This window comes from Rhodococcus sp. T2V, from assembly GCF_029269925.1.
In the GTDB taxonomy this organism is placed as follows: Bacteria; Actinomycetota; Actinomycetes; order Mycobacteriales; family Mycobacteriaceae; genus Rhodococcus_F; species Rhodococcus_F koreensis.
In genome coordinates, this window is record NZ_JARJBD010000192.1 from 1 (window position 1) to 7,456 (window position 7,456).

At 68.6% G+C, this 7,456-nt stretch carries 9 protein-coding genes and 1 pseudogene; 9 read left to right on the forward strand and 1 reads right to left on the reverse strand.

The window, feature by feature from the left end; translation table 11 throughout:
* Together P3H15_RS52550 and P3H15_RS52555 are read left to right on the forward strand one after the other, a co-directional pair.
* Nucleotides 1-183: hypothetical protein (locus P3H15_RS52550; RefSeq protein ID WP_276144584.1), on the forward strand; the 183-nt coding region annotated here is incomplete at its 5' end.
* A gap of 244 nt (nt 184-427) precedes the next feature.
* On the forward strand, nt 428-931 hold the full coding sequence (locus P3H15_RS52555) for a hypothetical protein (RefSeq protein ID WP_276144585.1): 504 nt from the start codon (nt 428-430) through the stop codon (nt 929-931).
* 63 nt (nt 932-994) lie between these two features.
* Here the strand turns inward: P3H15_RS52555 and P3H15_RS52560 are convergent, their stop codons facing one another.
* A complete protein-coding gene (locus P3H15_RS52560; RefSeq protein WP_276144586.1) occupies nt 995-1,237 on the reverse strand; it encodes a hypothetical protein in 243 nt (80 codons plus the stop codon).
* 530 nt (nt 1,238-1,767) lie between these two features.
* Here P3H15_RS52560 and P3H15_RS52565 point away from each other — a divergent pair.
* The 7 genes and pseudogenes from P3H15_RS52565 to P3H15_RS52595 all read left to right on the forward strand — a co-directional run.
* Nucleotides 1,768-2,685 carry an amidohydrolase family protein gene (locus P3H15_RS52565; RefSeq protein WP_276144587.1) on the forward strand — a complete coding sequence of 306 codons (918 nt, stop codon included), beginning with the start codon at nt 1,768-1,770 and terminating at the stop codon, nt 2,683-2,685.
* Nucleotides 2,686-2,788: 103 nt separating this feature from the next.
* Nucleotides 2,789-3,451, forward strand: coding sequence for a glycosyltransferase family 2 protein (locus P3H15_RS52570; RefSeq protein WP_276144588.1), 663 nt, complete (start codon nt 2,789-2,791; stop codon nt 3,449-3,451).
* Nucleotides 3,448-4,416, forward strand: coding sequence for an acyl-CoA dehydrogenase (locus P3H15_RS52575; RefSeq protein WP_276144589.1), 969 nt, complete (start codon nt 3,448-3,450; stop codon nt 4,414-4,416). The genes P3H15_RS52570 and P3H15_RS52575 overlap by 4 nt, the downstream gene beginning before the upstream one ends.
* The gene (locus P3H15_RS52580) at nt 4,413-5,195 is read left to right on the forward strand and encodes a PIG-L deacetylase family protein (RefSeq protein WP_276144590.1); all 783 of its coding nucleotides are present in this window, start codon (nt 4,413-4,415) and stop codon (nt 5,193-5,195) included. Before P3H15_RS52575 ends, P3H15_RS52580 begins: the two co-directional genes overlap by 4 nt.
* Nucleotides 5,189-5,806 carry a class I SAM-dependent methyltransferase gene (locus tag P3H15_RS52585; RefSeq protein WP_276144592.1) on the forward strand — a complete coding sequence of 206 codons (618 nt, stop codon included), beginning with the start codon at nt 5,189-5,191 and terminating at the stop codon, nt 5,804-5,806. Before P3H15_RS52580 ends, P3H15_RS52585 begins: the two co-directional genes overlap by 7 nt.
* A 73-nt stretch (nt 5,807-5,879) precedes the next feature.
* Nucleotides 5,880-6,941 (forward strand): YihY/virulence factor BrkB family protein, encoded by a 1,062-nt coding sequence (locus P3H15_RS52590; protein ID WP_276144591.1) that lies wholly within the window; start codon nt 5,880-5,882, stop codon nt 6,939-6,941.
* 217 nt (nt 6,942-7,158) lie between these two features.
* Nucleotides 7,159-7,456, forward strand: a pseudogene (locus tag P3H15_RS52595) (hypothetical protein); the annotation flags it as partial.

Sequence of the window (7,456 nt, forward strand, 5' to 3'; positions counted from 1 at the left end):
GATGCGGCCGCCGCCCACGGCCTCGAGGACGCCATCAGGGGCATCTTCGAAGACCACGGCAACGGCGGATTCGTCGGTTTCGTCAGCCAGAACTCGACGGTGCGCCTGTTGATTACGCCGGCGACGCCGGTCGCGATCCGGGGTAGCGACGAGCCGAACCCGAGCGTCGTCTACCGCTGGTAGCCCCACCCACAGCCCGGCACCAACCGGCCCCATCCGAGAGACGGTGCTCGCCATGTCGACAGCCAGAGCACCAGCTGAGAGTGAACCGTCAGCGGTGAGGCGGATCGTCCCTACCGCCCTCCGGTCACGTGGGATCGCGATGGTCAGCTGCGCCGGCCGGGTCGGCGCCAGAAGTCATGTCCCATGAAGGGTTTTCGTACCGGCCGGTCTGCGTGATGGGGCCCGGGGCCGGGCACCCTCTTGTATGGGATCGAACGCAGGCAACCCCACCAGCTCGCCGGCCGCGACTCTCGGCGGTCGACTGTTGCAACTGGTCGGTGACCGGGACGCCGCCCGGTTCTCGCGCGAGGTATCCCGGGTGTGCGCGGAGCTGCACCCGCCCGGGCGCCGGCCGGTATACGGCGATGTGCTCGCGTGGGTCGTCGAGGCCACCGCCGGCGTGATCATCGCCCGGCTGGGCGGCACGGGTCCGGAGCAGACATCGATCCTCGACGTCCGCTTCGCCGATGGTCGGTACGTCGACGGCGAGGCTTTGCCGGCGTCGGAGCGGTGGGTGCTGCGGACGGTGTCGGCGTTCCTGGCCGAGGATGTGGTGGCGGGGGAGCGGTCGCTCACGGCCGCCGAACAATTTGACATCGCCCTGCGCGCGGAAATTCTGGCCGATGCCCTGATCTGGCTGGATTTAGTTCTACTCCGCGGTCGACCGGTCACCGGCACCCTCGTCCCGGCGGACGCCGATTGGTTGTGACCGATCAACGATGGGACTGTGCATGTCCGGGGCCGACGGCGCGATTCCAGTCGCCGTCGCGGGTCAGTCCGGCGCGTCGTCGCCGGTGTCGGTGGGGGTGATCTCGGCCCGGTCGGCTGCGTTGCCGGGCACATCGTGGGCCTCGTGTTCGGCGGCGACGCGTTCTTCGAGGTGGTCCACCAGTGCGGACAGCTCACGGTCGCGTTCGGTCGGTGTGGCCACCTCGTCGGGCGCGCCGGTGTCTGCGGGGTGCTGCTCGTGGTCCGGGTCGGTCCGGGCTGCACGGCCGTCGAACTCTGTCCCCATGTCATCGCCTCCTGTGTGCTCCGTTAGCGACTGTACGGTTCCGCACCAGAGTATTTCAGTCGTGGACGGTGGTGTGGCCGGTCACATTGATCATGAATCGGCGGGGGCACGCACATCCCGGGGTTGGCGCACCTTGGTGTCGCCGGGTCCTATGGGACGAAGATTCGGTGAGGACGGTGACACCCGCTATTCGGCGAATCGAGGACGATCGATGGGATCGAATGCGTAGTAGCGGAACATGAGCGCCTTCTCGGAGGCGAAGTACAACCCGTTCGCGGTGGCTGCGAGTGTCGCCGGTGCAACTGCGGCCAGCGCGGTATCCCGTCGTCTACGGGGGACGGGTGCCCCTGGGCCCCGTGACCGCAACGGTGGTGTGTACCTTGCGGCCGGTTGCAGTGGGCCTCGACTGAGACTGGCACCCCGCATCACCTGTTCCGTCCGGGCGGCTGCGTATCAAAATGGGGTGCGGAGGGCCTGGTGCGCGCGTAAGAAGGCGAGACAGCCGGGCCGATTGCTGGTACATCGGATGGATGGCTTCTCCCCCGTGGATCGACACGCACGTCCATCTCGTCGACTTCCTGCAGCGGCCGGGGCGAATGCCCGACCTGCGGGACGGGCTGGTCCGTAACGGTGTCACGCGGGCGGTGGTGTTCGGATTGCCGGTGAAGAAGAAGTGGTCGACCGCCGAGCCCGTGCGTCCGGACTACTACCTCGACGACAACGCGCCGTGCCACTATCACTCGCTCACCGACGCGACGGTCCTCGACGTCCTCCCGGACCTCGAGTCCGGCGGTGTGCTCGAGGTGGCCCCGCTGGTCTGTGGGTTCGACCCGACCGACCTGCTGGCGATCGAGCACCTCGAGTTCGTGTGGGGCCGCTCCGATCGTTGGGCCGGTGTCGGCGAGGTGATGTTGAGGCACGACGACCTGACGAACCTGACGTCCGGCGAGGTGCCGTCCCCGGATCACGTCGCGATGGACGCCGTTCTCGACTTCTGTGCGCAGAACGACGCGCCGATCTCGCTGCACCACGATTCGAGTTCGGTCGGGCTGCCCGATCGGCACGAATACGCCGGAAGCCTCGAGCGTGCCCTCGATCGTCATCCGTCGACGTCGGTGGTCTGGTGCCACGCCGGGGTGTCCCGACAAGTCGACCCGTCCGGGCAGCTCGATCTGATGCGTCGGATGATCGAACGGCATCGCAATCTGACGGTCGAGTTGTCGTGGGTGTTGCTCGACCGTGTCGCCGACGAGAACGGTGCGGACGAGGACTGGTTGAGGCTCGTTGCGCGAGAACCGGATCGGATCGTGGTCGGCAGCGACACCGTGGCGCGCGCCGACACGGTCGATACCCGGGGCGCGCAGATCCGGAGCTTTCTGTCCGCGCTTCCGGGGAGTGCGGCCGAACGGGTGGCTTTCTGCAACGCCGAAGCCCTGTGGTTCGGATAGAGCGGTGGGATGGGCAGAGGCGTGGGACGGGCGGGCCGTGGTTCGGATCGCCCGGAACGGGGTATCGGATACCTCTACCGGCGAAACGGGAAAAGGGGCCCTGATGCAGGTCGAGCACGTCACGGTGGTCGTTCCGGCCCACGACGAAGAGGCGCTGCTGCCCGCATGCGTGACCGCGCTGCGCGCCGCTGCCACGCGGGTGCCGGTCCCGGTCCGGATCGTGGTGGTCCTCGACGCCTGTTCGGACGACTCGGCCGCGGCGGTACCGCCCGGCGTGGATGTCATGGCTGTGAACGTCCGCAATGTGGGCGCCGCCCGCCGGGCCGGCTTCGCGGTGGCGCCCGTTCGATGCAACGAGTGGTTCGCCACGACCGACGCCGACTCGCAGGTGCCGGACAACTGGCTGGCTGCGCAGCTCGCGCACGCTACACGGGGCGCCACGGTAGTCGCGGGCACCGTGACCGTCACCGATTGGTCGGACTGGCCGGAGCATGTGATGGTGCGGTACGCACGGGACTATCGCCCCGGTGTGCATCACGGCCACGTCCACGGCGCGTCGCTGGGCTTCGCCGCCGACCTGTACCGCGGCGTCGGGGGTTTCGCCGAAGTCCCCGCGCACGAGGACACGGAACTGGTCTCCCGCATGGTCGCGGACGGGGCCGACATGGTGTGGGCGATCGATGCGCCGGTCGAGACGTCCGCGCGCAGGCATGCCCGCGCACCGGAGGGCTTCGCCTCGTATCTGCTCGAACTGAACGACCGATGACGGCGGGGCGTGATGTGCTGGCGGGCACCGCGGAGGCTGTGTGGTCGGTGATTCGGTCGGGCGGCGCCAGACCGCCCTTGCCCGGGGCCGGTGCCACGGCTGCACGTTGGGAGTGGCTTACCGGGAGGTGCCGGCGGAATCTGTCGGTCGGCCGCCTGCTCGAAGCGCATGCCGACGCCGATGCGATCCTCGCCGAGATCGACGGCGTGCGTGCGGGTCCGGGCGAATTCTGGGGCGTGTGGGCGAGTGAACCGCCGCAGCCGGTTCTGACCGCGCGGGAGACGGCGGACGGGTGGCGCCTCGACGGCACGAAGGCATGGTGTTCCGGTGCCGCGATGTGCACCGATGCGCTCGTCACGGCCCGGGTCGACGGTGAATCACGGTTGTTCGCGGTGAATCTGCATCATCCCGGCGTCGCGCCGGGATTCGGGGGCTGGCACAGTCCGGGGATGGCGGCCACCGGAACGGAGTCGGTGACGTTCGTCGACGTCCCCACCCGGGCGGTTGGTATCGCCGGCAGCTACCTGAACCGGGCGGGATTCTGGCACGGCGGCATCGGGGTGGCGGCCTGCTGGTTCGGTGGTGTCCTCGCGGTTTCCGAGCCACTTCGCGTGCGGGCCCGGGACGGCCGGGCGGACGGTCACCAGCTCGCCCACCTGGGCGCCATCGACGTGGCGATCAGTGCGGTTCGTTGGTCCCTCGCTCAGGCCGCCGCCGAGGTCGACGCCGCTCCGGCCGATTGCCGTGCCGCTACGTTGCGTGCCTTCCGCGTGCGCGCTCTGGTCGAGAGGACGGCCACCGAGGTGATCGACCGGGTCGGACGTGCTCTCGGTGCGGCACCGCTCGCGACGGACGCCGCACACGCCGGTACCGTCGCCGATCTGTTCGTCTACATCCGGCAATCACACGCCGAACGTGACCTCGAAACCCTCGGCAGGCTCGCAGCGCAGGAGGAACAAGGATGACTCAATTGGCGAACGGTCACAGGTTCGCCGACATTCCGGGTACCGGCCGCGGCACACCGGAGACGACGTGGCGGAAGTGGCTCGCCGCCGAACAGTTTCCGTTGCTCGCCACCGGTGACTGCGATCGGCTGATCGTCGTCGCGCCACACCCGGACGACGAGGTGCTCGGCGCCGGGACGATCATCGCCTCGGCGGCCGCCGCGGGAATCCCCGTCCTGATCGTGGCAGTCACGGACGGCGAGGCCTCGCACCCGGACTCACCGACGCTGTCGCGAGCCGAACTGGCGGTGACGAGAATCGACGAGTCCCGCAGGGCCGCCGCGCTCCTCGGAGTCACGAAGGCGGTGCGATTGCGGCTGCCCGACGGTGCGATCGGTCAGCACGAGGCGAACCTCGTGGCACGTCTGGTGAACACGATCGCGCAGGCTGGCGAGCCGGCGGAGCGCACGTGGGTGCTCGCTACCTGGCGGGGCGACGGTCATCCCGACCATGAGGCGACGGGCCGCGCCGCGGCATCGGCGTGCACAGCGACCGGTGCCCGTCTATTGGAATTTCCGGTGTGGATGTGGCACTGGGCGCGGCCCGGCGACCACGCGGTGCCGTGGTCGCGGGTACGTGTGCACACCGCGAGCGCGGCAGAGATGGAACGCAAGAACCGCGCCGTCGCCGAATTCCGTAGCCAGATCCATCCGTTGTCGCAGGATCCGCGCGACGCGCCGATTCTGCCGCCGTGGGTCCTGGCGCGGCTGACACGTGCCACCGAGACGGTGTTCTGGTGAGCGGAATGGACCCGTCCTACTTCGACGCCATGTACGCAGCGTCGCCCGACCCGTGGGGGTTCGGCGATCGGTGGTACGAGCAGCGCAAATACGCGCTGACCCTCGCCGCCCTGCCCCGTCCCCGCTATCGCCGTGCGTTCGAGCCAGGGTGTTCGATCGGGATTCTCACCGCGGCGCTGGCGCACCGTTGTGACGAAGTCGTCGCCACAGACGTCGCGACCCGGGCCCTCGACCTCGCGCGCGCACGGCTGGACGCGGACGGGGTCCTGGGCCGCGTCGAGTTGCACCAGGCGTCGCTGCTCGACCCGTGGCCGCCCGGCCGATTCGATCTGATCGTGCTCAGCGAGGTCCTCTACTACCTCGACGACGACGGGCTGGCCACGACGATCGCCCGGGCGGTCGCCGCCCTCGAGGCGGAAGGCACGCTGATCGGCGTCCATTGGCGGCATCCTGTCCCCGAATACCCGCAGTCCGGTGGGGCCGTCCAAGACGCGATCGCCACCGGGACGGGCCTCGTCCCGGTCGCAGCCTATTGCGATGCAGACTTTCGCCTCGACGTGTACACGCGGGGACCAGTGCCGTCTGTCGCGGCGGCGGAAGGGCTTGTCTGATCCACTACGGGGTCGGGCCGACTTCGAGGAGGACCGCAGTTTCACCGAGCCGGGATACGGGTAGGCGTGATCGATGAACGACGATCGGCACGCCGAACCGGAACCCGACGATCCGCGGAAGCCGGATTCGCCTGCGGACCTGACGAAACCGTCCTGGTGGTACGTCATCCGGAAGACGGCGCACGAGTTCACCCGCGATCAGTGCACCGACCTGGCCGCGGCGCTGACGTACTACGCGGTCCTCTCACTGTTCCCCGCGCTGCTGGCGCTGGTCTCGTTGCTGGGCGTGGTCGGTCAGGGACAGCGGACCACCGACGCGGTCCTGCAGATGGTCGACGATCTCGGACCGTCCTCCGCTGTGGACACGTTGCGCGACCCCGTCACGCAACTGGTCGAGACGCCGACCGCGGGGATGGCTCTCGTCCTCGGCCTGCTGGGTGCGGTGTGGTCGGCGTCCGGCTACATCGGGGCGTTCGGACGGGCCATGAACCGCATGTACGAAGTCGAGGAAGGGCGTCCCGTGTGGAAGCTACGGCCCCTGATGCTGGCCGTGACCATCGTCGGTCTCGTCCTGGTGGCCGCCGGTGCGGCAATGCTCGCCCTGAGCGGCCCCGTCGCACGCTCGGCGGGCGACGCGGTCGGACTCGGCGACACCGCCCTGACCGTGTGGAACATCGCCCGCTGGCCGTTCGTCCTCGGCATCGTCGTGGTAGCCGTGGCCATCCTCTATTACGTCACACCCAATGTGAGGCAACCGAAGTTCCGTTGGATCAGCGCCGGCGCATTCCTCGCCATCGTCACGTGGATCGTCGCGTCGGTCCTATTCGGGCTCTACGTCGCCAACTTCGGCAGCTACAACAAGACGTACGGCTCCCTGGCCGGAGTCATCGTGTTTCTGCTGTGGTTATGGATCACCAACCTGGCGTTGCTCTTCGGCGCCGAACTGGATGCCGAACTCGAACGCGGACGGGAGTTGCAGGCCGGCATGCCGGCCGAGGACGAATTGCAGTTGCCACCGCGAGATACCCGGGTTTCGGACAAGAACGCGGAGAAGTACGAGCAGTATGTCCAGCAGGGCAGGGCATTACGCGAGAGTGACGGTGACACCGCCGACGTCGAGGCGGTGGAGCGGTAACCCGGCGTCGGAATTGTCGGTCTGCATCACCCGGCTCGCCGGGATGCAGCGAGTGGAGGAGATTCTCCGTGTCGAACTTACTGCCTCCCGGCGACGCGTAACCGGCGATACCGGCCTACGACGGCCGCACTACGGGGGCACTTTCGGCTGGGCATGAGGACCGGCGAAAGCGTCGGATCCCCCGCCCGCGCCGTCGGAACCTGGCGGACAGTTCCGTGGTATCGGGTGCGCGTTGCATGCGATGGCGCTGCAGCGTGGGATCGAGCCGCTCGAGGTGAAGCCGGACGTGTGCTGGCAGCTGCCGATCCGGCGGACCCACGAATGGGTGGAGCGACCCGACGGTGAACAGATCCTGAAGGCGACGATCACCGAGTTCGACCGCCGAGGTTGGGGTGAGGGCGGATCGGATCTTCACTGGTACTGCTCCGGCTCGCCGGATGCGCATGTCGGCGCCAAGGCTGTGTGGGAGTCGTATGCGCCGGAGCTCACCGAGTTGCTCGGTGAGGCCGCGTATC